This is a genomic window from Rhizobium sp. PAMB 3182 (assembly GCF_052908355.1).
Map to the genome: position 1 here is coordinate 3,863,042 of NZ_CM128607.1, position 26,461 is coordinate 3,889,502.

Below are 26,461 nucleotides of genomic sequence, written 5' to 3' on the forward strand. Positions count from 1 at the left end.
GCTGTCAGACGATGCGGGCCGTCTCTGCGACCGGACGGGCAAGGAAGGTTTCCGCGTCGGCTTCCGGCAGCGGACGGGAATAGAGATAGCCCTGGATGAGCGTTGCGCCGAGTTGGATCAGCGCCGACCGCTCCTCTTCGGTCTCCACGCCTTCGATGACACAGTCGAGCTGCATGTCGCGGCTCAGCGCCAGCAGCGACTTGACGATCTTGTAGCTCGACGGATTGCGGTCAAGGTCGGTGACGAAGCTGCGGTCGATCTTCATCTTGGTCAGCGGCAGCGCGTGCAGGCGCGTGAAGCTCGAATAGCCGATGCCGACATCGTCGAGCGAGATGCCGCAGCCGATGCCGCGCAGCATTTCGACGGAATCGAGCACCTGGTCGAAATCATGGGTGAAGGCGGTCTCGGTGATCTCCAGGTCGAGGCGCGAAGCATCGATCTTCGAATTCTCGATGATGGCGAGGATGGTGAGCGCGCTTTCGCGAGTGTTGAGATCGTGAGGTGAGAGATTGAAGGAGAGGCGCACGTCGGCTGGCCATTCGACGGCTGCCGCCAGCGCCTTCTTCAGCAGGATGCGGGTGAGCGGTGCGATCAGACCGGTGCGCTCGGCGATGGCGATGAACTCCATCGGTGGAACCGATCCGAGCACGGGGCTCTGCCAGCGCGCGAGCGCTTCGAAAGCGGCGGTGCGGTTCGAGCGGATGTCGATGATTGGCTGGAAAAGAACGGACATTTCCGCCGCGAGATCGGCCTGCTTCAATGCCTGCTCGATGCGGGTTTCGCGCACGATCTGCGCATCCAGCGCCTCTGTAAACAGCGAGACGCGGCCGCGCCGGCTGCGCTTTCCGTTGTAGAGCGCATAGTCGGCGCGGGTGAAAAGGTCGTCGCGCGTACCGGCATTTTCCGGATAGACGGCAATGCCGGCGGAGCCGGAAATCATGACGCGTCCTTCCGGCAGGATGAAGGGTCGCTGGAGGCCGGCGCAGATTTGCTCGCCGAAGGCCATCAACGCGGCGTCATCTCCCGCCGACGGAATGAGGAAGGCGAACTCGTCGCCGCCGATGCGAAAAAAGGTGGCGCCGCCATTCGACTGCAGGTCCGTCAGTCGCGCGCCGACCTCGAAGAGCAGCCGGTCGCCGGTCGAATGGCCGTAGACGTCGTTGACCGGCTTGAAGCCGTCGAGATCGACGATGCCGACCCCAAGCCGCGTGCCGGCTTCCGAAGCGGCTGCGAATTCGTTTTGCAGACTTGCGAAGAAGGCGCGACGGTTCGGCAGGCTGGTGAGGCTGTCGATATTGGCGAGGCGCATGTTCTCGCTGCTCAGCGCCTCGCTCTTCTGGCGCGACAGCACCATCTGGTTGAAGTTGGCGTAATTGACGAACAGGATGAACAGCATGCAGATGCTGACGAGCGCGATGTTGATGGCGATGGCGACAAAGGTCGACTCGCCGCTCATGGCGAAATAGGCCACGAACGAACCGTTGACGATGACCGTGACGGTGATGGCCGCTGAGCGCAGGTGGGTCAGACAGAAGATGCAGCTGATAACGGTGATCGCCATGTAGAATGCGACATGCGAGCGGGTGTAGGCGTCGCCATAGGGCAACAGCATGTAGGACCAGCCGGCGAAAGCTGCGGCAATCAGGAAGGCAAGCCTGTTGGTGCGGGTCAGCGCCTGGAGCGCCAGTTCGGGCGTTGGTTTGCGGCCGATCGACTTCCACCAGTGGATTATGCGCAGGGCGGTGCCGATGGTGAAGATGATCGGAACGATGATCGTCAGCCAGTAGGGCGCGATATTCATGTGGGTCGCGGCCAGCGCCCAGGTGCTGGTCATCAGGATCAGGTACATCACCGGCAATTGCCGGGAGAACGACTGGTATTGCGCCTTCAGAAGCTCCGGATTGCCGGCGGGGACCGACATCAATGTCCTGACTTTTCGCAATATCGTCTTCAACAGTCGAACCCTTTTTGCTGCCGAAACCCATTTTCGACAGAACATGTCCTCAAACGGGACTAGGACAGTCTGTGGACGCTCGCACGGCGAACTTAAAAATTGGTGTGTTGCTTTGCCATTGAACTTCCGTTGCGCGAGCGTGGTTAACACTTGGCAAGCGTCCCGGTCGGGCCGGCTTCGGCACCTGGCTCAAATGCCCTGGGGCAAGGTTCTCACGAAACGCTGTTCGAGCACTTCGCTTCCCCATTGTGAGCCGGGGCGTTCTTCAGCGAGCCTGAAGCCTCGCATTTCGTAGAGATGCCGGGCCGCATGCAGGCCGGAGAAGGTCCAGAGATGCGTTTCTGCAAAGCCCAGCCGGTCGACGAAGGCCAGGGCCGTATCCAGAAGCTTCCTGCCAGCGCCGCTGCCGCGCACCGCATCATCGACGATGAACCATCTGAGATGAGCCATGCCGGGACCGATATCCTCTCCGTCGATGGCGATGGAGCCGACGACATCATCGCCGTGCATTGCTGCCCATATCTCGTTTCGTGGGTTGCCGAGCCGACATGCGAACTCCGCAAGTCCACCGGCGACAACGGACTCAAATACCAGTCCGAAGCCCGATGTTCTGGCGTAGTAGGACGCGTGCACTTCGGTGATGCGGGCGATGATGCCCGGCCGGTAGCCAGCCTTGACAACGACGTCAGGAGCCGCCGGCGTTCCGTTGAGCGCCGCGCTATAGAGGCGCAGCCCGTCCGAGACGGTCCGGGATTGCTCGGCGGTCAACTTTCCAAGCGCTGCCGTCACCTGCTTGCGGGCGAAGTCATGAATGTCGGCTACCCGGTGCTTCCCGGCCGCGGTCAGTGACAAGAGCTTCACGCGGCCATCGTCCTCGCGGGTCTCTTCCACCACATCGCCCGATTGAATGAGCTTGCGAAGCATCCGGCTGACGCTTGATTTTTCCAGATGCAACAGCGTTCCAAGCTCGCGGGCGGTCACCCCGCCTTTCTCGATCTCGATGAGGGCGTGGACGGCCGAAGGAGACAGATCGGTGCCGGCAAATGTGCTGCCGGTAAAGCCCAACTCGCGGACGAGCTGGCGTGACGAGGTTCGGATGGCATCAATGGTTTGCTGCCGGGGCACGACGAAATCCAGGATATAGTTGCATCATGCAACCAAATAAGACCGGAAGGCCCAGCCGTCAACTGTGTTCCTTCTATCGGGCAATCCGCCCGCCTCAATCCTTCTTGTACAGACTGCTGAGCGGCTTCTTCAGGATGCTGTCGCGGAGCGATGTGGTGCCGGGTTCGCGGCGAAGGCTGGATTGGTCGCTGGTCTGCGGACGGGCGAGGGCGGGATCGCGGGGAGCAAGACCATTGGCGCCGGCACCATTGAGGGCGGGCGTGCGTTCCAGGTTCTGCCTTTCGGCAAGCGGGCGTTCATAGGATGGCCGCTCGTAGGCGGGGCGCTCGAAGGACGGACGCGGTGCCGGCTGGCGGATGGGTGCGGGTTCGGCGGCAAACGGCGGCTCGTCGCCCGGCAGCATGCCCGGATGATAGGATTCCGGCTCGTCGCCGTCGCGGTCGGAATAGGCGTCGCTCTGCGGGCGATCGCCTGGCTGCGGCATGAAACCTTCCGGGAAGGAGGCGAGATCGGGGCCGGTGATGTTGCGCAGCTTGTTGACGATCTGGCGCAGGTCGATCGTGTCCGGCGAGCTCTCGGAGTTCTTGACGTCGATGCCGTTTGCCTTTGGCAGCAGGTCGTCGGAGACGCGTTCGAAGCGCATGCGCATCGGCACCGCGATCGCCTCGCCGAAGGCGATGGCTTCGCCGTTGCCGATCGAGGAGATGAAGTTGGTCGTCGAGATCGACGAATTGGGAATGGCCGAGCGGATGATCTCCTGGTCGCGGTCGTTGGAAAGCCGCATGGCAAACAGCGTCGAGCACTGCGAGAGGATCGTCTGGTCGAGTTCGCCGGGGCGCTGGGTGACGACGCCGAGCGACACGCCGTACTTGCGGCCTTCCTTGGCGATGCGGGAGATCGCCTGGCGGGTCGGGAAAAAGCCGAGGCTCGGGTCCGACGGCACGTAGCGGTGGGCCTCTTCGCAGACGACCAGCATGTGGATCGCGCCGTTCGACCAGAGCGCCAGCTCAAACGCCATGCGGCAGAGCACTGAGGCGACCGAATTGACGACTTCGGAGGGAATGCCGGCCAGCTGGAAGGTCGAGATCGGACGGTCGTCGCCTGGAATGCGGAAGATGCGTGAGATCGTCTCCAGGATCGTGTCGTTGATCGTGTTGTTGGAGAACATGAAATGGTAGCGCGGATCGTTGATGGCGCCGAGGATGCGCATCTTGAGCGAGCGCAGGAACGGCTTTTCCTCGCGGCCTTCCAGCTTGCCGATGCGTTCGTCGATCAGGGCCAGCAGGTCGGCCATGCGGTAGGGTACGGGCGTGTCGGCGGTGATCGAGTTCTTTTCCGTATGCTTGCGCATCAGTGTGTTGTCGGTGCCGCGGAAGGCCTTGCGGGCCTCGGGCATCAGGTCACGCAGGATGTCCATCTCCTCGGGGATCGGCGGACGGCCGCGGAAGACGACCTCGGCGAATTCCTCGAGGCGGAAGAGCCAGAAGGGCAGGTCGAGCGTTTCGGTGTCGATGACCACCGCGTGCTTCGGGAAGGCGGCGGCGAATTCGTTGTGCGGGTCGAGGATCAGCACGCGCAGCTTCTCGTCCGACTGGATCGCCTTGTGGAGGAGGAGGGATACGGCGGTCGACTTGCCGACGCCGGTCGAGCCGACGACGGCGAAATGCTTCGACAGCATGGAGGGGATGTGGATCGCAGCGTCGAGGCTTTCGTCCTGGGTCAGCCGTCCGATGGTGCACACGTCCTTGTGACCGCTGTCATAGATGCGCACGAGGTCGGCGGCGCGGATGCGGTGTGCGATCGCGCCGAGATAGGGATAGCGGGAGATGCCGGTGGTGAAGACTTCCTTGCCTTCCGGGTTCCGGTAGACCTGACCCAGCAGTTCGACCTCGATCAGGAAGGTGTTGTCGATCCCTTCGGCCCAGGCGCCGCTTTCGGTGTTCATGGCATAGGCGAGCGCGACCACGCGGTTTTCACCGACGGAAATGGAGATGAGGCGGCCGACGGACCAGAGTTCTGTCAGGTCGGTTTCGCCGGACTGGGCGATGGCGGCGATCGTCGCGCGTGCGCCGTTGCAGGCCACGACGCGGCCGAGAAAGCGGTTGCCGGGATGCATTGTATCCCGCCGTTCCTGCGCGTTGTCTTCGGCCGCAGGCTGAAAGTCTTCGTTACGCAATACGTCTCTCCCGAAGGAATCCCAACCTGTTCAATAACAAGGGGGGATTAACATGGGGTGTAAATTACCGGCACATGGGTGGCGGGCAAGTGTGTCGAAACATGACGGGACTTACGGCACAGATGGGCGGATGCACCGTTTTCAGGCGCATCGCCGTTTTTTTGGTCAGGGCGCGTTGACGGCCATGCGGTTTGTGTCTATCAATCCGTCCCATGAAAAATTCGGCAGTTATTCTCGTGGTGGGACGGCGCATGGGCAGGATGGTGTAACCATCCGGCGATAGCCACCCATGCGCGGTAAACCAGGCTCCCAGAGGAGCCTTTTTTTATGTCCGCAAACAGGCTAACAGGGCCGGGAATTACCGGCGAGCAAGAAGACGAACGGAACGGAACTGATGACGGGTACAGAGAACAGGATGACGGGAGCGGAAATCGTTCTGCAGGCTTTGAAGGATAACGGCGTCGAGCACATCTTCGGTTATCCCGGCGGTGCGGTGCTGCCGATCTATGACGAGATTTTCCAGCAGGACGACATTCAGCACATTCTCGTGCGCCACGAGCAGGGTGCCGGCCATGCGGCGGAAGGCTATGCCCGCTCGACCGGCAAGGTCGGCGTCATGCTGGTCACATCCGGGCCGGGTGCGACCAATGCGGTCACGCCGCTGCAGGATGCGCTGATGGATTCCATCCCGCTTGTCTGTCTGACGGGTCAGGTGCCGACGACGCTGATCGGCTCGGACGCCTTCCAGGAATGCGACACGGTCGGCATCACGCGGCCCTGCACCAAGCACAACTGGCTGGTCAAGGACGTCAACAAGCTCGCCGAGACGATCCACGAGGCCTTCCGGATCGCCCAGACGGGCCGCCCGGGTCCGGTCGTCGTCGACATCCCGAAGGACGTCCAGTTCGCGACCGGCACCTATGTCGCCCCGTCGGCGCATGTCGCCGAGCCGAGCTACAAGCCGAAGAAGCAGGGCGACATCAAGGCGATCGAGGCGGCGATCGAACTGATGGCGAAGGCCCGTCGTCCGGTCATCTATTCCGGCGGCGGTGTCGTCAATTCCGGGCCGGAAGCCTCGACGCTGCTGCGCGAGCTGGTATCGCTCACCAATTTCCCGATCACCTCGACCCTGATGGGCCTCGGCTGCTATCCGGCATCGGGCGACAACTGGCTCGGCATGCTCGGTATGCACGGTTCCTACGAGGCCAACATGGCGATGCATGATTGCGACGTCATGGTCTGCATCGGCGCCCGCTTCGACGACCGCATCACCGGCCGCCTGGATGCCTTCTCGCCGAACTCGAAGAAGATCCACATCGATATCGATCCGTCCTCGATCAACAAGAACGTCCGCGTCGACATTCCGATCCTCGGCGATGTCGGCACCGTTCTGGAAGACATGGTCCGTCTGTGGCGGGCGTTGGACAAGAAGCCGGAGAAGGCCCAGACGGCAGACTGGTGGACGTCGATCCAGCGCTGGCGGGCCCGCAATTCCTTCGCCTATGCGCCGAGCAACGACGTCATCATGCCGCAATATGCCATCGAGCGGCTCTATGAGATGACCAAGGATCGCGATGTCTACATCACGACCGAAGTCGGCCAGCACCAGATGTGGGCGGCGCAGTTCTTCGGCTTCGAGCAGCCGAACCGCTGGATGACGTCCGGTGGCCTCGGCACCATGGGCTACGGCCTGCCGGCGGCGCTTGGAGTCCAGATCGCCCATCCGGAAGCGCTCGTCATCGACATTGCTGGTGACGCATCGGTTCAGATGTGCATCCAGGAAATGTCGGCGGCGATCCAGCACAACGCGCCGATCAAGATCTTCATCTTGAACAACCAGTACATGGGCATGGTGCGCCAGTGGCAGCAGCTCCTGCACGGCAACCGGCTGTCAAACTCCTACACGGAAGCGATGCCCGACTTCGTCAAGCTCGCCGAAGCCTACGGCGGCGTCGGCATTGCCTGCGACGATCCGAAGGAGCTCGATGCGGCCATCCAGAAGATGATCGACTGCGACAAGCCGGTGATCTTCGACTGCCGCGTTGCCAATCTAGCCAATTGCTTCCCGATGATCCCCTCGGGCAAGGCGCACAACGAAATGCTGCTGCCGGACGAAGCCACCGACGAGGCCGTCGCCAATGCAATCGACGCCAAGGGCCGTCAGCTCGTCTGAGGAAGGAACAATAGACATGAACGCACATCTTCAACCGACGGGTTCGGCCTATTTCATCGCCAAGGAAACCGAGGTCGCCGAGAGCCATACGCTCTCCGTCCTCGTCGCCAACGAACCGGGTGTTCTTGCCCGGGTCATCGGCCTTTTCTCCGGCCGGGGCTACAACATCGAGAGCCTCACCGTGTCGGAGACCGAGCACGAAGCCCATCTGTCGCGCATCACCATCGTCACGCGCGGTACCCCGCATGTCCTGGAACAGATCAAGGCGCAGCTGGAGCGCATCGTGCCGGTGCATCGCGTCGTCGACCTCTCCGTCCGCGCCCGTGAACTTGGCCATGACCGGCCGATCGAGCGTGAACTGGCGCTGATCAAGGTGTCGGGGCAGGGTGAGGATCGCCTGGAGGCCTTGCGCCTTGCCGACGCCTTCCACGCCAAGGTGATCGACGCCACGACCGAACACTTCATCTTCGAGCTGACCGGCAAGGTCTCCAAGATTGACCAGTTCATCGCGATCATGAAGCCGCTCGGCCTGATCGAGATCTGCCGCACCGGCGTTGCCGCCATGAACCGTGGTCCGAAGGGCATGTGATATCGGGCACCGCCCGGATCGCGGACAGTGATGTGAAGGCCGGCGGCAAGCGATTGCCGCCGGCCTTCTTGTCTCTGATCATGGCAGGATGCGGGCTTCCCCGGGTCGTCGTGATCGCTTCATGGTGCCATCTCCGCAACTTAACATCTGTCAATTCTATCCATGTCCTGTAAATCTGAAGTATATATTTGACGCACAGAGCTTTCTTTCTTGGGTCTTGATTATGTTTTGCTCGGCGTCGCTTATAATTAATTTTTCTTAAATGCTTTCCCTATATTTCTTGCACTCAAGCTGTCTTTCTCAGAAAGGCGCAAGTGTCCCGATCAATTCGGGCCGGAGCGCCTGTCCCCATCTGTGTCGAGCAGCGGCATAGGAATTGTCACAGACAAGGAGACGATACGCATGTTTGGAATGGCCAGTGCCGACAAGGCGAAGTTGACCGCGCTCAACACGATCAGCGCGAATGTGATGATCGCCGACGCCAAGCTCAACATTACCTATATGAATGATGCCGTGCGTAGCCTGCTGCAAGAGGCCGAAAGCGATCTCAAGAAGGAGCTGCCGCGTTTCGACATGGCGACGCTGATCGGCGCCAACATCGACATCTTTCACAAGAACCCGGCCCATCAGCGCGGTATGCTGGCTGCGCTCCGGTCCCAGCACAGGGCGACGATCTATGTGGGGAACCGCGCCTTCGATCTGCTGGTGACACCAATCAAGGACGGCGAAACGGTCAAGGGTTTCGTGGTCGAATGGGCAAACGCCAAGGAGCGCCTGCTCAATCTCGACTACCAGAACCAGATGGAGGCGATCAGCCGTGTCCAGGCGATCATCGCCTTCACGCCGGAAGGCGAGGTGATCACCGCCAACCAGAATTTCTGTGACGTGCTCGGCTACCGGCTCGACGAGATCAAGGGCCGCCATCACAGCATGTTCGTCGACAAGGCCTATGTCGCTTCGGAAGACTACAAGCACTTCTGGGAAAATCTCCGGGCCGGCAAGTTCCAGGCCGCGGAATTTGTTCGGTATGGCAAGAACGGCAAGCGCGCCGTCATCAACGCTTCCTACAACCCGATCTTCGATGAAAAGGGCCGTGTGGTGAAGGTGGTCAAATATGCCATGGACGTCACCGAGCGCGTCTATGCCGTCGACACGATCGGCGAGGCTCTGAACCGGGTTGCCGGCGGTGACCTGACTGTGTCGATCGACAAGGCGTTTGCAGCCGATTTCGAACCGCTGCGCAAGAACTTCAACGAGGCGGTCAACCAGCTCAACAACACGTTGTCCTCCGTCGCCCGGTCTGCGGAAATGATCGACAGCGGTTCGCGCGAGATTAGCCACAGCGCCAGCGACCTTTCCAAGCGCACCGAACAGCAGGCGGCTTCGCTCGAGGAAACGGCGGCGGCGCTCGACGAAATCACCGTCAACGTCAAGAGCGCCTCGCAGCGGGCCGAAGATGCGCGGACGGCAACGCAGGAGGCTGACAAGAGCGCCTCGCATTCCGGCAAGATCGTCGCCGATGCGGTGGGCGCCATGGACCGGATCGAGCAGTCGTCCGGGCAGATCTCCAACATCATCGGCGTGATCGACGACATCGCCTTCCAGACCAACCTGCTTGCGCTCAATGCCGGCGTCGAAGCCGCCCGTGCAGGCGAAGCCGGCAAGGGCTTTGCCGTCGTTGCCCAGGAAGTTCGCGAACTGGCGCAGCGCTCCGCGCAGGCGGCCAAGGAAATCAAGGACCTCATCCGCAACTCGTCGAACGAGGTGACGACCGGCGTCAAGCTGGTGCGTGAAACCGGCGAGGCGCTGAAGACCATCCAGGACCGGATCGTCGCGATCAACGAGCATATGCAGGCGATCGCAAGCTCCGCTCGCGAGCAGTCGACCGGCCTGTCCGAGGTCAACTCGGCCGTCAACCAGATGGACCAGATGACGCAGCAGAACGCCTCCATGGTCGAGGAATCGACGGCGGCCAGCGCGACGCTGGCCCAGGAGGCGGAAATGCTGCGCCAGATGATCAACCGCTTCCGCCTGTCGGACGCCTCCGGCCGCGGCAACGAGGCGATGGCGCCGCGTACGCCCGCCGCAAGCGCACCGGCACGGCCGGCGGTCAGCCGCCCGCGTCCGGCCGCAACCGCAGGCAACACGGCGCTGAAGACCGACGACTGGCAGGAATTCTGAGCCTCGGCCATTCGTCAAATGGATCTGGGAGGGCGGCCTTGCAAGTGAGGCCGCCCTCCTTGTCGTTTGCGGATCCATGACCGGGCGGCCTTATGCGATGTAGTAACCGCGTAATACCCGTGCCGGGCAGCGTTTTGCTACACTCCCTTCATCGTTGTGACCAAGGGAGGAAAACGATGGCCCAGGCGAAAATTCTGATGATTACCGGCGACTTCACCGAAGACTACGAGACCATGGTGCCGTTCCAGACACTGCTGGCCTGCGGCTACGAGGTGCATGCGGTCTGCCCCGGCAAGAATGCCGGCCAGACGGTGGCGACCTCCATCCATGACTTCGAGGGTGACCAGACCTATTCGGAAAAGCGCGGTCACAACTTCACGCTCAATGCGACGTTTTCCAGCATCCGCGCCGAGGACTACGATGCGCTGGTGATACCGGGCGGCCGCGCGCCGGAATATCTGCGGCTCAATGCCGATGTGATCAAGATGGTGCAGCACTTCTTCAAGTCGGACAAGCCGGTTGCCGCCATCTGCCATGGCGCACAGTTGCTGGCCGCTGCCGGCGTTCTGAAGGGCAGGACCTGCTCGGCCTATCCGGCCTGCCGGCCCGAGGTGGAGCTTGCCGGCGGAACCTATGCCGACATTGCCATCGACGATGCGGTGGCCGACGGCAAGCTGGTGACGGCGCCCGCATGGCCGGCGCATCCGGCATGGCTGCGCCAGTTCATGACCGTGCTGGATGCGGGGGCGCTCTCCGACGCGGCCTGACACTTTTGCAAGGCATGACAGGGCTCCTCCGTTTCGGCGGAGGGGCTCAGCCGGCGCCCGCTTTCTGCCTGTGACGGCGAGGCGGGTCTGTGCTAAAATCGCTGGAGGCCATGGGAGGCAGGAGATGTGCGAACTTTTCATCAAGGCCGATGCGGCTCTCTGGGAAAGCACCACGCGGTCGCTGAGGATCGACGGCATGGTCACCAGCGTGCGGCTGGAGAATTTCTTCTGGTCGAAGCTCGAGGAGATCGGCCGGCGGGACGGCATGAACGTGGTGCAACTGATCACCAAGCTGCATCATGAATCGATCGATGCCGGACACGACCTCGGCAACTTCACATCGTTTCTGCGGGTCTGCTGCGCGCGCTACCTCGACCTGCAGCTCTCGGGCGATATTTCCACCGATCTCGGCCAGCGGATCGCGGGGCTGGATGCCCCGGCTATCCTCGGACGCGAGCGTCTGAAATATCATTGAGCGGCGAGGGCCGCCGGTCAGCGATCGAGGAAGGGGACGAAGCCGCCATAGATCATGCGGCGGCCGTCGAAGGGCATCTCGTCGAACATCTCCGACATACGCGGGTCGTTCATGATTTTCTGGTTGGCGGAGTCGCGTATTTCTTTCGACGGGTATTCGATCCAGCTGAAGACGAGGATTTCGTCAGGCTGCAGGTCGACGGATCGGCGAAAGTCCGTCACCTTGCCGTCCGGAACGTCCTCTTCCCAGCATTCGACATGGCGAATGGCGCCGAATTCCTTGAAGAGTACCGAAGCCTCTTCCGACAGCTTTCGATATTCCTCCATGCGCGCGCGCGGCACCGGCAATACGAATCCGTCGACATAGGTCATGGCAGTTTCCTCCCTGCGTGGTCATCTTGAACATATATGTTGATATAAACGTATATTGACAGTGTCAATGTCGGGGAGCGTTGGCTTTCTCAGATCATCGCCAGCGGCTGCTTTTTCCACGGTGGCGGGAAAGCGGAGTCCAGGCTCTTCAGGTCGGCGTCGGTCAATTCCAGCGACAGGGCCTCTATGTTCTCGTCGACGCGGGCCGCATGGCCGGTCTTGGGAATGGCGATGACGCCATCCTGGCGCAGGACGAAGGCGAGGGCGATTTGCGCCGGCGTCGCCTGGTAGGCTTTCGCCATGTGGATCAGGTCGGGATCTTCGAGGAATTCGCCCTGACCGAGCGGCGAATAGGCCATGACCGGGATCGACCGCTCGCGGCAGAAGGGCAGGAGGTCGTATTCGATGCCGCGATTGTTGAGATTGTAGAGCACCTGATTGGCGGCGATCTGATCGCCGGCCGGTACCGACAGCAGTTCCTCCATGTCGGAGACGTCGAAGTTGGAAACGCCCCAGGCGCCGATCTTGCCCTGTGACTTCAGCAGTTCGAAGGCTTCGACCGTTTCGGCGAGCGGATGGCTGCCGCGCCAGTGGAGCAGGTAGAGATCGATGAAATCGACCTGCAGGCGCTTGAGGCTGCGCTCGCAGGCTTCCGGAATGCCGTGGGCGCTCGCGTTCCACGGATACACCTTGGACACCAGGAAGGCATGGCTGCGACGACCGGCTATCGCTTCGGCGACCAGCCGCTCGGAACCGCCGTCGGCGTACATTTCCGCCGTGTCGATCAGCGTCAGTCCGCAATCGAGCCCATGCCGTAGGCTGTCGATCTCCTGGGGTTTGGGCGCCTTGCCCTCGGCCATCTGCCATGTGCCCTGGCCAAGCGCCGGGACCGATCTGCCGTTCGGGAATGTCACCAACGGATACTTGCGAGACATCTGGACCTCTTTCACGCGTCACAGTTCAAAGGCGCCAACTTCAACAGGAGCTTACCATGAAATCGTGACTGTTTCATTCGGACACAAGGGCTGTCCGGTACTTTTCGCTGTCTTTTCCAAATCTGGGTAAACTTGTTGCGGTGACAAGGTTTGCATGGAAGGTGCGTCGCACTTCCATTACCTCGACCGGGCGTTTCTGGAGAGGTCCATGGCCGTCGACACTTTGCTTGCCCTGTTTCTTTTTGCCCTCACCACATCCATCACGCCGGGGCCCAACAACATGATGCTGTTTGCCTCGGGGCTCAATTTCGGCTTCCGGCGAACTCTGCCGCATCTTGTCGGCATCGAGGCAGGCTTCTTCGCTCTTCTGGTCGCTGTCGGTCTCGGCCTCGGCGCCCTGCTGCAAGCCGTGCCGGTGCTCTACTGGATCCTCAAGGCGGCCGGGGCTGCCTACCTGCTCTTCATCGCCTGGAAGATCGCGACGACGCGGCGGCTTGCCGAGGGCAGGGTATCCGGCACGCCTATGACCTTCCTGCAGGCAGCTGCCTTTCAGTGGGTCAACCCCAAGGCCTGGGTCATGGCCGTGGGCGCGATGTCGACCTATGCCGTCGCCGAAGGCGGGGCGTCAGCGATCGTTCCCGTATTCATCGTCGGTGCTGCCTTCATCGCGGTCGGCGTCTTCACCGCCTCGACCTGGGCGGGCTTCGGCACGCTTCTCAAGGAGTGGCTTGCCGATCCGGTACGGTTGAAATGGTTCAACATCACCATGGCGGTGCTGCTGGTCATCAGCCTCTGGCCGATGCTGGAATAGGACTGGGCCAAAAACGGCAAAGGCCGCGCAGCATTCCGCGCGGCCCTTGGCTCTTTCTGCCGTTTTATGCGGAACTCCTAGAACTCTTCCCAACTGTCGGTCGCCACTGCCCCATTGCCTCTGGCGGCAGCGACGGGTCGCGGCGCCGGCGCCCTGGCCGGAGCGGGAGGCGCGCTGCGGGTGGCCATGTTTGCCGCGGTTTGGCGGAGTGCGCCGGCCTGGGCGGATGCGCCGTCCTCCAGCCGGAACTGCTGGACGAGAGAGCGCAGGCGCTGGGCGTCACCGGCCAGTGATGCCGAGGCGGCGTTGGACTGTTCGACCATCGCTGCGTTCTGCTGGGTTGCCTGATCCATGGCGTTGATTGCGGCGTTGACTTCGACAATGCCGGTCGCCTGTTCCTTTGCGGATACGGCGATCGCCTCGACATGGCTGTTGATCTCGATGATGAAGCCGCCGATCGTGGTCAGCGCCTGACCGGCATCGCGGACGAGCTTGACCCCGCCCTGGACGTCGCCGGCCGAACGGCCGATCAGGTCCTTGATCTCCTTGGCGGCCTGGGCCGAGCGCTGCGCCAGTTCGCGGACTTCCTGGGCAACCACGGCAAAACCCTTGCCGGCATCGCCGGCGCGCGCGGCTTCAACACCGGCATTCAGCGCCAGCAGGTTGGTCTGGAAGGCGATCTGGTCGATGACGCCGATGATATTGGATATCTGCTGCGAGCCTTCCTCGATGCGGCGCATGGCGTCTTCCGCATGGGAGACGACTTCCGCCGACTGGACCGCCGACCGGTTGGCCTCTGCGGCAATGCCGCGGGCTTCTTCCGTCCGCTGGGCGGAGTTGTTGACGTTTGCGGTGATTTCGTCGAGCGCGGCGGAGGTCTCCTCCAGCGAGGCAGCCTGATGCTCTGTGCGCTTCGAGAGGTCGTCTATGCCCGAGGCGATCTCATGCGTGCCGTTTTCCAGCGACGAGATCGACAGGGTGATGTCTGTAAGCGTGCGACCAAGCTGCTGGACCGACTGGTTGAAATCACGGCGCAGCGGCTCGAATTCGGGCGCGAAGGGTTCGGTGATCTGGAAGGCGAGGTCGCCGGCGGCCAGCCGTTTCAACGCCTCGGCAAGGCCGGACGTGGCGATCCTCAGACGCTCGGCGGCGGCTGCCTCCGCGTGCTGCTCGGCTTCGATGCGTTCGGCCTCCGCCTTGGCGCGGTTTTCCGCCGCTTCCTGCTCAAGACGCCGGTTGGCAATCGCTGCCTCTCGGAAGACGCCGACGGCGCCGGCCATGGCACCGATCTCGTCGGAGCGTCCGGAGAAGGGAATTTCGCTTGCCGTGTCGCCATTGGCGAGATCACGCATGGAGCGGGTGATGCGGCGGATCGGAGCCGCAATGCTCTTGACCACGAAAATGACGGCCAGAAGTGCGCCGACAAGGGCAATGGCCGCCAGGATGTAGTTGAGTTCCGCCGCCTTGCGCATCAGCTCCTGGTTCTTCGTCGCGGTGGCTGCGGCGCCGTTTTCGCTGTCAGTGACCAGCTGGCCGACGATCTTCTCGATCGTGTTGCCGATATTGCTCATGGTGCCAAGATACATCTTGGCTTCCTTGTCGCGGCCGGCGCCGGAATAGTAGAGAACCGTCTTGCCCATCTTGTTGTAGGAGGCGATCTGGTTCTTCAGTTGGTCGATCGACTTGGCGGTCTTGTCGTCATTGGCTTTTGTCGCGTAGGCGTTGAGAAGCCCGTCCAGTTCCGCATTGGCGGCGGCGACCTTCTTTTCGGCTGCCGCCTTGGCGTTCTTGTCGGCGGCGAGCACATGAGCCGCGTACGTCTCGCGCAGCTTGCCGGCGGCAATCACGAGATCCTTGGAAACCGAGACGCTCGGCAGCCAGGTCTGGGTGATCGCGCTGCTGTTGGTGTTGATCGTTTCCATGGACTGGGTCGATGCCCAGGAAATGACGGCCGACAGGGCCGCCAGACCGCCAATGGTGCCGATCAATGTGGCACGTATACCTGGACGCCGGAATTTCAGTCGCTTCATGTCTCCACCCGATGCAAATGGCTTCTTCTGAAATGAACTTGTGAAGACTCCAGAGTAAGGAGAATTGGTTAAAAAAGCCGATCCGTTTCAGGACAGGGTGTGCCATCTGCAGCTCATCTGCGCCAAGTTCTTTCATCGCAATAGAAGCTCCAGGACGGTGCGGCCGGGAAAACCTGCATACCTCAGATTGTTAAAAATGGGCGTATGGATAAGATTGAGTTTACATTACGTAGTGGCGACGCACTTCTTGGTTTTGCGTGCAGGTCGCTTCGAAATGAATATCTTTTACATCAATCTTGATAGCCGTCCCGACCGAATGGTCTTTGTGGAAAGCGAACTCGCGAAGTGCGGATTGACGGGAGAGCGGATATCCGCCGTATCCGCAGGCTTGGTCATGTCTTCCGGCGGAGGGCTTGATCGCTCAGCATTCAACTTCGACCTTCTCGCACCGGCCGAAATCGGTTGCATACTCAGCCATCAGAAGGCCTGGCAGGCCATGCTGGACCAAGGCTTGAAACAGGCCCTTTTTCTCGAGGACGACATGCGGTTGTCGCCGCTGCTGCCTGCCTTCCTGAGGGAGGTCGACGCTTCAACGACCGCATTCGACATTGTTCGGGTTGAGACCCGATGCGAGCGTGTTCGCCTTAGCCGTCACTCCACCACACTATCCTGCGGGGTCGACCTCCGGCGCTTTTTCACACTTCAGCTGGGGTTGGGCGGCTATATCATGACAGCCGAATGCGCCAGGCGTTTCCTGCAGGACAGGCGGCTCTTCAATGTACCGATTGACCACACGTTCTTCGATCCGCTGAGCCCGATCTTTCATGAGGTGGACACGCTGCAGGTCGTTCCCGGGCTATGCGCTCCGGGAGGCTCAACCCGTGAGAAGGAAGGTCTCTGGCGCAGCGATATCCAGACCGACCGCCGCTCCCGGCAGGAGAGAATGCTCGCAGACCAGAGGCTTGCTACCGTCCAGGGGTGGGGCACAAAGGCTTTCAGGGAAGTGCTGCGGGTCGCAAGGCAGGTGGTCTCATTGGGCGCTGCTGCCCGTGACTTCCTAAGGCGCCCGTTTGTCTCGACGAAAATCCCGTTCTGGGATGGCGGACTGTCGTAACGCGCCTGCGTCTTAGACCTTTTTAGCTCGCCACATCGAATGCCAATCATTTCTGAAGGCTTCTCATTGAGCTTGCGGTGTTCACTACGATCATCTAGGCATCGGGATGGATTTCGATCGTCTGGCAAGCTTAGCGACGGATCTTGCTGGGGGATATCTGCTAACGGTATGCTATGCGCCGCTATTGGGTTAGGTTTTTGCGTCAAACTTGCGTTTACTGTGATAAATGAGAATTTTCCCCCGTAAATGGCCATATAAGCCCTCTGCTGCGTTTGCTGCGGAGCGTAAGATTGGCTGGTGGGCAGAATACTGCGTCAAACTGATTTGTTTAAGGTGGTCGTGTTGCGCCTAGGGAGTTCTTGGTTCTGCGTGCGATGGCGTCTTTTGAAAGCTGGAACGGGAACTCCCTGAATGAAGATCTTCTTCGTAAACTTGGACAGTCGCCCCGATCGTCGTGCCTTCATTGAGGCCGAACTATCGCGTGTCGGGCTCGTTGCCGAGCGCATAAATGCGATCTCGTCCGATCAGGTTGCTAGTGCTGGCGACGATTTGGAGTTGGCGTGGGCCGAAAGATCGCCTTTGACCCAACCGGAAGTCGCATGCGCTCTCAGCCATCGGAAGGCGTGGAGGCGAATGCTGCAGCTTGGCCTCACGCATGGAGTTTTCCTTGAAGACGATGTGGTTCTTTCGGAGCGCCTACCGGCCTTTCTCGACGAACTCGCGACGTCGCCGCCTGAATGCGATTTTATCCGCTTGGAGACGCGCTTTCAGCGGGTTCGTTTGGGGCCGGTGACGACGCGCTTTGAGTGCGGCGTGAATTTACGCCGCCCGTACACGCTTCAGTGGGGGCTTGGCGCATATATACTCAGCGCGTCGGCAGCGCACCGTCTGCTCGATGATCCTCGCTTCTTCGACCAGCCGGTCGACGATCTTTTTCTGGACCCGAGGTATCCGCTGTTCCATGAGGTCGATTGTCGCCAATGTGTTCCGGCTCTTTGCATTCCAGCTGATCTTGCGGGGAGGCACGATCTGGAGGGTGTGTCACGCAGCGACATAGAGCTGGAACGTAGCAGAAGAATAGAACTGGAATGGCACAACAAATTCGGCCTCGACGGTATCGCCGTAAGTGTTGCGAATCGCCGATTCACCGCTAAGCTTTGGCGGGAAACGCGCCGCATCGGTCAGCAACTCGTGTCAACTTTCATCTATCTGCGCGATGCCTTGTATTATCGCCACATTTGGACAGAGGTGTCTTACAAGAACGAGAGAGGGGAAGGCGCATGAGGGTCAAGCCACCCAGATTTCTGTTCATAGAGATGAACAAGCGGTGCAACTTGAAGTGCACACACTGCGAATATTGGACGCGGGATGACGACGACAGAGCATCGTATATGTCGCGAGAGCGCAGACATGAGCTGGTGTCGGAGTTCGCCGAGATAAGTCCTAAAGGCACGATTGTGATCTGCGGCGGCGAGTCTATGCTCGATCTCGAAGAGTATTTCGCCATATGCCGGGACGGACGCGAGAGCGGCCTTACCGTCCTTTCGGTGATCAACGGCACGCGCGTGCGATCGGCTCAGATGGCCGAGCGGCTCGTTCTTGAGGGCCCCCATGAAATCTCAGTCTCCCTGAATTCCCACCGCAAGGATCTTCATGACGAAACGCGGGGCGTCTCTGGCGCGCATGATAAGGCTGTCAACGCCGTGCGCCTGCTCGTCGCCGCGCGTGACCGCTTGCCGCAGGCGAGATCACGCATCATTGTTATGGGCCTGATATTTGGCGCCAATCACAAGGAAGTGGAGGCTTTCTACGATTTCGTGCTGAACGATCTCAAGGCTGACAGCTTGAAGCTCAACTTTCTCCAGCCGAGCTTTGGACAGACGGGCGACGTTGATCCTTTTTTTGCCGAGCAGTCCGACATCGATCCGCTTCGTCTGTTGGAAGAGATTGATCGCGCCGACAGCCGCTTTTCCCTTGGGCTCAATCCCGTTTGGAGGGAGCAAGTCAGCATGTATTTTCGATCGCTTGCCAGGATTGGGGACCTCTCCCGGGGCTGGAAATCACAGGGCGCAACAGAGAGCCATATCTGCAATACCTACGAGCGAAACATCATGGTCAACCACTATGGCATCGCGCGGCTATGCTTTTCCTCCGGGTTCAGAGGCGAATCGTTGAAGAAGCGCGGTGATCTCGCGGCCTTCTGGTATGGAAGCGATGATATCCGCAGCAAGATGCGTCAATGCAATCAGTATTGCGGCATCAGCCATAGCGTACGGGGCCAAAGCAGCACTCTCGCAGGTCAAGCAAAAGCTGTTGCATTTGCCAAAAGCAATGATGGCAATCCTTTTCTTGGTACTGTCATCCGCCTGACGCCGAAGCGACTTAGGCCAGCAGTGGCTCGATGGATGGTCAAGGCCGCGAAGTCTGCCTAAGGCCGCGGTGACGGTCATTATCAGATCTATGCCATCGTCTGAGTATTGATGATACTTGGGACCTCGTGGAGACGGCGTGCGCAGCAGGTCGCATGTGGGCTCTTCCGGACTTGCTTTGTTCCACCGAATCCTGCCAAGTCGCGCCATGCAATTTGCTCCGCAACAGGATGAGGCGCTGAAGGCCGTATCGCGCTGGTTGAAGGAAGGCCGGCAGCCGGTGTTCCGGCTGTTCGGCTATGCCGGCACCGGCAAGACGACGCTAGCCCGGCATTTCGCCGAACATGTCGATGGCGACGTGCTGTTTGCCGCCTTCACCGGCAAGGCGGCTCAGGTCCTGCGCTCGCGCGGGGCTTCGAACGCCAAGACCATTCATTCGCTGATCTACCGCCCGCGCGGCGAGGAGACGGTGGAGGACGAGGAGACCGGCAAGACCTCGGTCTCGCCGATGTTTTCCATCAACCGCCAGAGCCCGCTTGCCAAGGCGGCGCTGATCATCATTGACGAATGCTCGATGGTCGACGAGCAGCTCGGCCAGGACCTGATGAGCTTCGGTACGCCGATCCTGGTGCTCGGCGATCCGGGGCAGTTGCCGCCGGTCTCGGGCGGTGGCTTCTTCACCAACCAGGAGCCGGACTACCTGCTGACCGATATCCACCGGCAGGCGCGGGACAATCCGATCATCCATCTTGCCATGCAGGTGCGCGAAGGCAAGGAGATCATGTATGGCGACTACGGCACCGCGCAGGTGATCTCCAAGAACGAGGTGACGCAGGATCTGGTGCTGGAGGCAGACCAGGTGCTGGTCGGCACGAACCGCACGCGGCGCCGCTACAACATGCGCCTGCGCGAACTCAAAGGCTTTACCGCATCCTATCCGCAGGCCGGCGACAAGCTCGTCTGCCTTCGCAACGATCAGGTCAAGGGCCTGCTCAACGGCTCGCTCTGGCAGGTGATGACATCATCGCGCGAAACGGTGAAGCCCGGCATCAACCTGCTGATCAAGCCTGAAGACGACGACATGGATCGCGGCGCGGCGAAGATCAAGCTCCTGAAGGCAGCCTTCGAGGATGTCGAGACGGAAATTCCCTGGTCGACGCGCAAGCGCTATGACGAGTTCGACTACGGCTATGCGCTGACGGTTCACAAGGCGCAGGGTTCGCAGTGGAACAATGTCGTGCTCTTCGACGAGAGCTTTGCCTTCCGCGACACGCGCGAGCGATGGCTTTATACCGCCGTCACCCGCGCCGCCGAGACGCTGACGATCGTTCGCTAGCCTTCGAAGTAAGCCGGCTGGTCCAAGTCCGCGAGAAGATCCGGTCCGGTCGGTTGCCAGCCGAGCGTCTGGCGTGTCCATTCGCTCGAGGATGGATTGTCGAGTTCGGCAAAATGAGCAAACCAGCCGAAATGATCGACGGCGTCCTGCCCGGACTTCGAGACGACCGGCAGGCCGAGCCGGCGGCCGATGACCTCGGTTATCTTCCGGAACGGAACGCCGGGTTCGGCTGTGGCATGATAGGCGACGCCGGACGTGCCGTTTTCGAGCGCCAGACGGTAAAGGCGTGCGGCATCCAGTCGATGGACGCCCGGCCAGACATTGTCGCCTGCGCCAACGTAGGCGGCGGCACCCTTGTCGCGGGCGAGGTTGATGAGCAGCGGTACGAAGCCGTGATCGCCGACGCCGTGCACCGATGGTGCAAGCCGGACTGCAGAAGCCCGTACGCCCGATTCCTGCAACGCAAAGGCTGTCTGCTCCGACATGCGCGGGATTGCGCTAGATGCAACCGTCTTCTCCGTCGCCTGCGCTCCTGACGGCAGGATGCCCGTTGCTGAAGTCACCAGCATGAGGCGCTCGGAGCCGGCAAGCACCGAGCCCATCGTCTCGATGGCCCGCACGTCGATTTCGCAGCACTCCTTGAATCGGGAGAAGTCGTGGACAAAACCGGTGTGGATGATGCCGTCAGCATTCTGCGCGCCGTGCTTCAAGCTGGCGAGATCGGTCAGATCGCCACGGATGACCTCCGCTCCCATGGCCGAGATGGCCTTGGCGGCTTTCTCGGAGCGGGCAAGGCCCGCAACCTTATGACCTGCTGCAATCAATTCTCCGACAACCGCAGATCCGACAAAACCGGAAGCGCCCGTAACAAAGACCCGCATTGAAAATCTCCTTCGATACCTGGGGGATGGGATGTCTCCGTTTGGTGATAGGAGATTGCAGTGGTACGATCCATGTTCTAAAATTCGTATTTTTCTTGTGATCGTCCGGAGATGATGATGGATCCGCTGTCTGATGTCCTGTCCCTGTTGAAGCCGAAGAACCACATGTCGGCCGGTTTCGATGTGAAGGGGGATTGGGCGATACAGTTTCCCGATCCGCGGAGGTCGATCAAATGCGGCTCCGTGATCCGTGGTCGTTGCTGGCTGGCCGTCGAAGACGAGGAACCGGTGTTGCTCGAGGATGGGGATTCATTTCTGCTGGCCGGCGGCCGGCCATTCCTCATGGCAAGCGACATGAGTGTTCCGGCGGTCCCGGCGACGGAGGTCTTCTCGCCGGCGCGCCGTGGGGGCGTGGTCACGGTGAACGGTGGCGGCGACTTTCTGCTCGTCAGCAGCCGCTTCGGACTTGCCGGAGACCATGCCCACATATTGCTGAGCATGCTGCCGCCGGTCGTTCACATCCGCCGACAGGAAGACGACGGCGTGTTGCGCTGGTCGGTGGAGCGGATGATGCAGGAATTGCGCGCGGCGCAGCCGGGTGGCTTCCTGGTCACGCAGCATCTCGCCCACATGATCCTGATCGAAGCCCTCCGTTTGCACATGAACAAGGGTGCGGAAGACGCTGTCGGCTGGCTGTTTGCCCTGACCGATAAGCGGCTCGGAGCGGCGATTGCCGCCATGCACGCCGATCCCTCCCGCCGCTGGACGCTGCAGTCGCTTGCGGCTCTGGCGGGAATGTCGCGCACCGTTTTTGCGGAGAGGTTCAAGCAGGCGGCCGGCAAGTCGCCGATGGACTATCTTGCGCATTGGCGCATGCGCCTGGCGGCCGACCGGCTGGTTCATTCGGGTGCTTCCGTCGCCTCGATCGCGCTTGGGCTCGGCTACGAGTCCGAGAGCGCCTTCGGTGTCGCCTTCAAGCGGGTCATGGGCTGCGCGCCCCGCCAATATGCCCGAAACTTCGCTGATCGCCCGGACGTGGAAAGCAGCGAAGGGCCTGCATCCGGCGACGCTTACCGCTCGTCCATCGCCGCAGAGTGACGTGACCCCTGGCCGTTGGCGGAGGTCATTTCCGGCTGGATGCCAGGTAGGACATCATTTCCCGATCCGCGACGCCTGAAGCTTTTGCGACATCGGCGATCGTGCTGTCGGCCGAAGTGACGGTGAGGCCCTTTTCCTGAAGCGCTGTGGCCAGGCTTTCCGGCGTGTGGCCGAAGAGGGGGGCGACGTCGGCAACCGTGCCGCCGGTGATCGCCTGCGAGATGGCCACCATCGGATTGCCGCTGGCCCCTGCGGTTTCCGTCATCGCCGGAACGGCAAAGGCAATGGCGGCGGCCAGGGACAGGCCGGAGGCGATCGCCATCGGCGGCCGCTTGAGATAGTTCACGAAGGGACGCCAGTTCTTCCAGATATGCAGGAGGAAGGGGGCAATCAGCACCATGCTGAGCCACTCGTGCATGCCGTGAAAATAGGCCGATCCATAGTGGAAGAAAAGCGCGATGCCCGAGATCAGCGAGACGAGGAAGAGGCCGGTGGTGAAGGGGGTCGCGTACCGTTGAAACAGGGTGGGCATCTTGGTGCTCCTTAGGCGATGAAGATCACATATCAGACGACACCGATGTAGATCGCGATAGGACGGAGAACCAGTTAAAACCCTGTAATGAATGGCAATTATCAAGTGCTGCGGTTGCGTGTGGCGCCAGGCGGATCAGGTCTTGACGATTCCCAGAAGCACGGCCTTGGCGACGGCCTGGAAGCGGTTGTTGGCATCGAACTTGCGGATGATCGACAGTTCGAGTTCCTGGACCTTCTCCGTCGGTACCTGCATCGCCCTTGAGAGCCGCGTGAGCGTGTAGCCCTCGGCCATCAGCTCAAGGCATTCCCGTTCGGCGTCGGAAAGGTCGTGTTCGGTGCGGTTGTCGTTGTTGGGTCCTGCGCCGGTCTCGCCCTCCAGATAATCGGTGATCTGCTGCATCTGCCGGTGAAGCGCCGACATGTTTGCGGTCAGTTCGCGCCGGCGGGCCTCCAGTGCCTCCTGGAAGATCTGCTCGACGTCTTCCTGGGTTTCCGCCTCGCGGATGCGCTCGAGCAGGTCCTGAATGTCGGCGACGGGCATGCCGACTTCGCGGCAGAGGTTGACGACTGCCATCTGATGGGCGTCGGACGCGTGGTAGACGCGCATGAGCCCGGCCCGGTCAGAGGCAAGCAGGCCCTTCTCCTCGTAGAAATGCAATGTGCGGTGGGTGACGCCAAAGGCGTTGGCCATGTCGGCGATTGCGATGGTTTCGCGGTCGAGTTCAGGCGGAACCGGGACGGACGGCATGTACCGAAACGTCTTGCGGGCTCTTTTCGCAGAGCCGTTCTTCTGCAAGCGTTTGCTCAGATCCGGCATGTCGATCCCCACAATCTTTGCCGCCAAACTGGTCCATTCCGCACGCATCAATGCCGGATCACCGGCGTTCCATTCCTATCGCTCCCGATCAGACCCTTGAAGTAAGGCGAGTGGATGCAGTGTATGCGTGGGAGAGGGGGATTGTCACCCCTTTAGTTCGGCATTCTTTCCGGTTTCAGTTCTGATCGTTAGAATTGTCGCTATAGGAACAAGGCCCCCCTTTCGAGCCGCAACTTGCGTCAGTGTCAACGAACCGTTGCCGGCATCGGTAACTGCCGCTCAAACTGTGCCATGCCGGGACCGTGAGTGGCAGCGATCAAACTTTTCCACAGGTGCATCTGTGTTTTTTGTTGGTTCGCGGTAGCGGGAAGTCCTAGAAGTTGATCGGCCGCCTGAAATCGCCCTGGTTCATTTTCTGCAAGTGAGATGCCGATGACCGCAAAACTCTCCGTCAATGTGAATGCCGTTGCCATGCTGAGAAATCGCCGCGACCTGCCATGGCCGAGCGTGCGGGAGCTGGGGCGCATCGCGCTTGCCGCGGGGGCCTACGGACTGACGGTGCATCCGCGGCCGGACGAACGGCATATCCGCTTTTCCGACCTGCCGGTGCTGCGGGCGTTGATCGATGACGAATATCCGAACGCCGAGTTCAACATCGAGGGCTATCCGAGCGAAGACTTCCTGGCGCTCTGCGAGAAGACACAGCCGGAGCAGGTGACATTGGTTCCCGACGATCCGGCGCAGGCGACCTCCGACCATGGCTGGGATGTGATCGCCAACATGGCATTTCTGAAAACCGTCGTATCGCGGCTGAAGGCGGGCGGCATGCGCGTCTCGCTGTTTGCGGATGGAGACAGCAGCCGCGAGCAGATGGAGGCGGCGAAGGCGACAGGTGCCGATCGTGTCGAGTTCTACACCGGACCGTATGGCGGCTGCTACGACAACCCCGACGAGGCGCTGCAATGGGCCGAAACTCTGGGGCGGACGGCGGGTTACGCCCGCGAATTCGGCCTTGGCGTCAATGCCGGACACGACCTGACCGTTGAGAACCTGCCGCTTCTGATAAAGCACATTCCGGACCTTGCCGAAGTCTCGATCGGCCATGCACTGACGGCGGATGCGCTGGAATACGGCATGGCGGAAACTGTGCGCCGCTATCGCCGGGCGTGCGGAGAGGCCGTCTGAAGCGCCTGCATCTTGCCATTCAACATGAAAACGGCCGCCCGATGAAAGGCGGCCGTTTTCATGTGTGGGGTCTTCAGGCGTTCAGAACTGGCTCTTTACCTGTTCAAAGAATGCCTTGAGCGGACGCGGCTTCTTACCGGTCAGCATCTCGAAGTCATCGGTCAGGATGTCGAAGCCGCCCTGGCGGGTGTTGGTGTCAAATGACGCAAAGATTTTGGCCACCGGCTCGGGCAGGCCATGGGCGACCATGCCGGCGATCAGCTGCTCGTCGGTAAGGTTGACGACGGAAAGCGGCTTGCCGACGACCGAGGTGGCCAGCGCAGCGATTTCAGCGGTCGTGAAAAGCTCCGGACCTGTCAACGTCAGGATGCGGTTTTCACTCGTTGTCGGGGCGAGGGCTGCCGCAGCCGCCTTGGCGCAATCGGCATGTGCGATGTGGGAAATCCTGCCATCTCCCGCCGACGTGTAGAGCGTGCCGGACTTGAATGCGTCGGGCAGAACCAGGAACAGGTTCTCCTGATACCAGGTGTTGCGCAGGATGGTGTAGCCCATGCCGCTGGCGATGATGGCCTGTTCCGTGCCGTAGTGGTCGGGCGCGAAGAGAACGGGATTGCCGGGTTCCGGTTTCGGCATGGACGTGTAGACGATGTGCTTCAGGCCTGCTGCGGTTGCCGCCTCGACGGCATTCTTGTGCTGGGCAAGACGCTTGCCCGGCGCGATGAGCTCGTCGGTGGAGATGAGCAGAAGCCGGTCGGCTCCGGCAAAGGCTGCCCGCAGCGAGGTCGGCTCGTCGAACGTTGCCGCGCGGACGACAACGCCTTTCTCGGCGAAGTCCGAGAGCTTTGTAATGTCGCGCGTGGTGGCGATGATCTTGCCGGCTGGATGATCTGCTTCCAGCAGATTGTTCAATACGGCCTTGCCGAGTTTGCCGGAGGCGCCTGTTACGAGCAATGTCTCAGTCATATGCATCCTTCTCCCCGACGCTGCGGGGGCGGTTATTCCATGTGGCCATGGTCTCATTTGTAGACCAGCTCTAGATATCGCTTCCGTATCCGGTGTAAAGAAGGCATCTTGGAGTAAGAAGGTTACATTCAGGGAACCATGGCATGAACAAAACGGCACTCGCGGAAAAGCCGGGCACATTGATCGACGCTGACGGATTCATGCGCGGCAAGACATTTGACGGCGGGCAGTGCCCCGTACGCGACGTGATGGACAAGATCAGCGGGAAGTGGAACTCGCTCTTGCTGCTCGCGCTGGATGACGGTCCGATGCGCTTCGGCCAGCTGCGCCGGCTGGTGCCTGATATCTCTCAGCGAATGCTGACGCAGACATTGAGGGACTTGCAGAGGGACGGCTATATCTCGCGGACGGTCTATCCGACGCAGCCGCCGAGCGTGGAATACGCGCTGACCGATCTGGGACTGTCATTCATGAAGCCGCTGAAGCAACTGGTCGTCTGGGCGGAGAGCAATCACGACCGCATCAAGCAGCTGCGTTCCCATTATGACGACATGAAACAGGCGGAGTAGGTCGGCTC

23 protein-coding genes are annotated in these 26,461 nt (G+C 60.9%); 13 read left to right on the forward strand and 10 right to left on the reverse strand.

Translation table 11 applies throughout. The features are described 5' to 3' along the window. Positions 1 to 4: 4 nt before the first annotated feature. The 3 genes from ACU5AZ_RS18480 to ACU5AZ_RS18490 form a co-directional block, all read right to left on the reverse strand. Positions 5 to 1,921, reverse strand: coding sequence for a putative bifunctional diguanylate cyclase/phosphodiesterase (locus ACU5AZ_RS18480; RefSeq protein ID WP_446823782.1), 1,917 nt, complete (start codon positions 1,919 to 1,921; stop codon positions 5 to 7). A 222-nt stretch (positions 1,922 to 2,143) separates the two neighbouring features. Continuing rightward, positions 2,144 to 3,091 (reverse strand): bifunctional helix-turn-helix transcriptional regulator/GNAT family N-acetyltransferase, encoded by a 948-nt coding sequence (locus tag ACU5AZ_RS18485; protein ID WP_446826052.1) that lies wholly within the window; start codon positions 3,089 to 3,091, stop codon positions 2,144 to 2,146. Positions 3,092 to 3,173: 82 nt separating this feature from the next. Beyond that, a complete protein-coding gene (locus ACU5AZ_RS18490; RefSeq protein ID WP_446823783.1) occupies positions 3,174 to 5,255 on the reverse strand; it encodes a helicase HerA domain-containing protein in 2,082 nt (693 codons plus the stop codon). Positions 5,256 to 5,649: 394 nt separating this feature from the next. Between ACU5AZ_RS18490 and ACU5AZ_RS18495 the strand changes: the two genes are divergently transcribed. The 5 genes from ACU5AZ_RS18495 to ACU5AZ_RS18515 all read left to right on the forward strand — a co-directional run bounded on the left by ACU5AZ_RS18495 (position 5,650) and on the right by ACU5AZ_RS18515 (position 11,440). Continuing rightward, positions 5,650 to 7,428 (forward strand): acetolactate synthase 3 large subunit, encoded by a 1,779-nt coding sequence (locus ACU5AZ_RS18495; protein WP_446823784.1) that lies wholly within the window; start codon positions 5,650 to 5,652, stop codon positions 7,426 to 7,428. 16 nt (positions 7,429 to 7,444) lie between these two features. Then, positions 7,445 to 8,017, forward strand: a complete 573-nt coding sequence (gene ilvN, locus ACU5AZ_RS18500) for an acetolactate synthase small subunit (protein WP_446823785.1) — start codon at positions 7,445 to 7,447, stop codon at positions 8,015 to 8,017. A gap of 402 nt (positions 8,018 to 8,419) precedes the next feature. Beyond that, on the forward strand, positions 8,420 to 10,198 hold the full coding sequence (locus ACU5AZ_RS18505) for a methyl-accepting chemotaxis protein (protein ID WP_446823786.1): 1,779 nt from the start codon (positions 8,420 to 8,422) through the stop codon (positions 10,196 to 10,198). A gap of 176 nt (positions 10,199 to 10,374) precedes the next feature. Further along, the gene (locus ACU5AZ_RS18510; RefSeq protein ID WP_446823787.1) at positions 10,375 to 10,965 is read left to right on the forward strand and encodes a DJ-1/PfpI family protein; all 591 of its coding nucleotides are present in this window, start codon (positions 10,375 to 10,377) and stop codon (positions 10,963 to 10,965) included. Positions 10,966 to 11,089: 124 nt separating this feature from the next. Further along, positions 11,090 to 11,440: a ribbon-helix-helix domain-containing protein gene (locus ACU5AZ_RS18515; protein WP_261929751.1), complete on the forward strand. Its 351-nt coding sequence runs from the start codon at positions 11,090 to 11,092 to the stop codon at positions 11,438 to 11,440. 17 nt (positions 11,441 to 11,457) lie between these two features. Here the strand turns inward: ACU5AZ_RS18515 and ACU5AZ_RS18520 are convergent, their stop codons facing one another. Continuing rightward, positions 11,458 to 11,811 carry a DUF1428 domain-containing protein gene (locus ACU5AZ_RS18520; protein ID WP_446823788.1) on the reverse strand — a complete coding sequence of 118 codons (354 nt, stop codon included), beginning with the start codon at positions 11,809 to 11,811 and terminating at the stop codon, positions 11,458 to 11,460. A gap of 89 nt (positions 11,812 to 11,900) precedes the next feature. Next, the gene (locus ACU5AZ_RS18525) at positions 11,901 to 12,746 is read right to left on the reverse strand and encodes an aldo/keto reductase (RefSeq protein WP_446823789.1); all 846 of its coding nucleotides are present in this window, start codon (positions 12,744 to 12,746) and stop codon (positions 11,901 to 11,903) included. A gap of 208 nt (positions 12,747 to 12,954) precedes the next feature. Here ACU5AZ_RS18525 and ACU5AZ_RS18530 point away from each other — a divergent pair, with 208 nt between their 5' ends. Continuing rightward, on the forward strand, positions 12,955 to 13,557 hold the full coding sequence (locus ACU5AZ_RS18530; RefSeq protein WP_446826053.1) for a LysE family translocator: 603 nt from the start codon (positions 12,955 to 12,957) through the stop codon (positions 13,555 to 13,557). Between the two features lie 77 nt (positions 13,558 to 13,634). Here ACU5AZ_RS18530 and ACU5AZ_RS18535 read toward each other — a convergent pair whose 3' ends face one another. Next, positions 13,635 to 15,587 (reverse strand): methyl-accepting chemotaxis protein, encoded by a 1,953-nt coding sequence (locus ACU5AZ_RS18535; protein ID WP_446823790.1) that lies wholly within the window; start codon positions 15,585 to 15,587, stop codon positions 13,635 to 13,637. A 64-nt stretch (positions 15,588 to 15,651) separates the two neighbouring features. On the opposite strand from ACU5AZ_RS18535, the gene ACU5AZ_RS18540 reads away from it, so the two are divergent. The 4 genes from ACU5AZ_RS18540 (at position 15,652) to ACU5AZ_RS18555 (ending at position 20,406) form a co-directional block, all read left to right on the forward strand. Beyond that, complete coding sequence (locus ACU5AZ_RS18540) at positions 15,652 to 16,701, forward strand: glycosyltransferase family 25 protein (RefSeq protein ID WP_446823791.1); 1,050 nt, start codon at positions 15,652 to 15,654, stop codon at positions 16,699 to 16,701. A gap of 411 nt (positions 16,702 to 17,112) precedes the next feature. Continuing rightward, complete coding sequence (locus tag ACU5AZ_RS18545) at positions 17,113 to 17,985, forward strand: glycosyltransferase family 25 protein (protein ID WP_446823792.1); 873 nt, start codon at positions 17,113 to 17,115, stop codon at positions 17,983 to 17,985. Next, entirely contained in the window at positions 17,982 to 19,133 is a 1,152-nt protein-coding gene (locus ACU5AZ_RS18550; protein ID WP_446823793.1) for a radical SAM protein, read from the forward strand. Before ACU5AZ_RS18545 ends, ACU5AZ_RS18550 begins: the two co-directional genes overlap by 4 nt. Before the next feature lie 145 nt (positions 19,134 to 19,278). After that, positions 19,279 to 20,406: an ATP-dependent DNA helicase gene (locus ACU5AZ_RS18555; protein ID WP_446823794.1), complete on the forward strand. Its 1,128-nt coding sequence runs from the start codon at positions 19,279 to 19,281 to the stop codon at positions 20,404 to 20,406. Here ACU5AZ_RS18555 and ACU5AZ_RS18560 read toward each other — a convergent pair. Next, complete coding sequence (locus ACU5AZ_RS18560; protein WP_446823795.1) at positions 20,403 to 21,287, reverse strand: SDR family oxidoreductase; 885 nt, start codon at positions 21,285 to 21,287, stop codon at positions 20,403 to 20,405. The two genes, ACU5AZ_RS18555 and ACU5AZ_RS18560, sit on opposite strands and share 4 nt — an antisense overlap. Positions 21,288 to 21,404: 117 nt before the next feature. Between ACU5AZ_RS18560 and ACU5AZ_RS18565 the strand changes: the two genes are divergently transcribed. Beyond that, a complete protein-coding gene (locus ACU5AZ_RS18565; protein ID WP_446823796.1) occupies positions 21,405 to 22,385 on the forward strand; it encodes an AraC family transcriptional regulator in 981 nt (326 codons plus the stop codon). A 25-nt stretch (positions 22,386 to 22,410) separates the two neighbouring features. On the opposite strand, the gene ACU5AZ_RS18570 is transcribed toward ACU5AZ_RS18565, so the two are convergent. Continuing rightward, on the reverse strand, positions 22,411 to 22,917 hold the full coding sequence (locus tag ACU5AZ_RS18570; protein ID WP_446823797.1) for a DUF4405 domain-containing protein: 507 nt from the start codon (positions 22,915 to 22,917) through the stop codon (positions 22,411 to 22,413). 135 nt (positions 22,918 to 23,052) lie between these two features. Continuing rightward, positions 23,053 to 23,736 carry a MerR family transcriptional regulator gene (locus ACU5AZ_RS18575; RefSeq protein WP_446823798.1) on the reverse strand — a complete coding sequence of 228 codons (684 nt, stop codon included), beginning with the start codon at positions 23,734 to 23,736 and terminating at the stop codon, positions 23,053 to 23,055. Between the two features lie 432 nt (positions 23,737 to 24,168). On the opposite strand from ACU5AZ_RS18575, the gene ACU5AZ_RS18580 reads away from it, so the two are divergent. Further along, positions 24,169 to 24,921: a pyridoxine 5'-phosphate synthase gene (locus tag ACU5AZ_RS18580; protein WP_446823799.1), complete on the forward strand. Its 753-nt coding sequence runs from the start codon at positions 24,169 to 24,171 to the stop codon at positions 24,919 to 24,921. An 81-nt stretch (positions 24,922 to 25,002) separates the two neighbouring features. Here the strand turns inward: ACU5AZ_RS18580 and ACU5AZ_RS18585 are convergent, their stop codons facing one another. Then, positions 25,003 to 25,884 carry an SDR family oxidoreductase gene (locus ACU5AZ_RS18585; RefSeq protein WP_446823800.1) on the reverse strand — a complete coding sequence of 294 codons (882 nt, stop codon included), beginning with the start codon at positions 25,882 to 25,884 and terminating at the stop codon, positions 25,003 to 25,005. Between the two features lie 200 nt (positions 25,885 to 26,084). Here ACU5AZ_RS18585 and ACU5AZ_RS18590 point away from each other — a divergent pair, with 200 nt between their 5' ends. Continuing rightward, complete coding sequence (locus ACU5AZ_RS18590; protein ID WP_446826054.1) at positions 26,085 to 26,453, forward strand: winged helix-turn-helix transcriptional regulator; 369 nt, start codon at positions 26,085 to 26,087, stop codon at positions 26,451 to 26,453. Positions 26,454 to 26,461 lie beyond the last annotated feature (8 nt).